Raw genomic sequence first — 1,179 nt, forward strand, 5'->3', positions numbered from 1 at the left:
ATGTCTTCCGCGATCTCGCGGCCGGCGGTGCCCTGCCCCGCGATCACGAATGGATCGTCGTAAGGCCTGACCAGCGTCGCGCCGCGCTTCTCGGCGATGCCGCGCGAGATCGCCTCGCGGTCGTCCTTGTCGCGGTCGTACAGCACGACCTCAGCGCCGTACGACTTGGTGCGCTCGCGCTTGGACAGCGGCGCATCCGCAGGCATCACGATGGTCGCCTGCATGTCAAGGATCTTCGCCGCCGCCGCCACGCCTTGGGCGTGGTTGCCGGACGAGAACGCGACGACGCCGCCGGCGCGCTTGTCCTGCGGGATCGAGAACACCTTGTTGAAGGCACCGCGGAACTTGAAGGAGCCGGTGCGCTGGAGCATCTCCGGCTTCAAAAATACCTTCGCACCGACGCGCTCGTTGAGCACGGGAAAGGACAATAGCGGGGTGCGGATGGCGTAGGGCGCGATCACGCGCGCCGCAGCATCGATGTCGGCAGGGCCGATCGGGAGGAGCTGTTCGGTCATGTCCGAGCTTATCGCGGCCGATGAGGCCCGGGCAAGACACCTGCGCGCGAGGATTTGCCCGCTCAGGCGACCCGGCGGGGCTGTTCCGCGCCGGTCCGACCCGGCAGCACCGCGCCGACCCCCAAAATACTGTCGATGAAGACCCGCGCCGAGGCCTCCCAGGTGTAATTGGCAGCGAACGCGACACAATCCTGCCGGGAGGCATCGAGCGCCGCGAAGCAGGCGCTGCGCAGATCGTGATCGAGTGCGCCGACCGGGGCATCGCCGATCACGTCGCGGGGGCCCTTCACCGGGAAGGCCGCAACCGGCAGGCCGCTCGCGAGCGCCTCCAGCAGGACGAGACCGAACGTATCGGTCTTGCTGGGGAATACGAACACGTCGGCGGCCGCATAGATGTCCGCCAGTTCCTCGCCGTGCTTCTCGCCGAGGAAAATCGCATCGGGATAGGTCTCTTCCAGCGCGACACGCGCCGGGCCGTCGCCGACGATCACCTTGGTGCCGGGCAGATCGAGGTCGAGAAAGGCCTCGAGATTCTTCTCCACCGCGACGCGGCCGACCGACAGGAACACGGGGGCCGGCAGGCAGAGATCGACGGCGCGGGGATGGAACAGGCCGGTGTCGACGCCGCGCGGCCACAGCACGACATTGTCAAAACCGCGCTCGG

At 67.8% G+C, this 1,179-nt stretch carries 2 protein-coding genes; both read right to left on the bottom strand.

Annotated features, from left to right (window positions below):
- A partial coding sequence (locus MOV75_RS38945; protein WP_247008148.1) for a pyridoxal-phosphate dependent enzyme occupies window positions 1-515 on the bottom strand: 515 nt, incomplete at its 3' end.
- A 62-nt stretch (window positions 516-577) separates the two neighbouring features.
- A partial coding sequence (locus MOV75_RS38950; RefSeq protein WP_247008150.1) for a glycosyltransferase occupies window positions 578-1,179 on the bottom strand: 602 nt, incomplete at its 5' end.

Origin of the sequence: Bradyrhizobium sp. PRIMUS42 (assembly GCF_023006515.1) — a bacterium.
Taxonomy (GTDB): Bacteria; Pseudomonadota; Alphaproteobacteria; order Rhizobiales; family Xanthobacteraceae; genus Bradyrhizobium.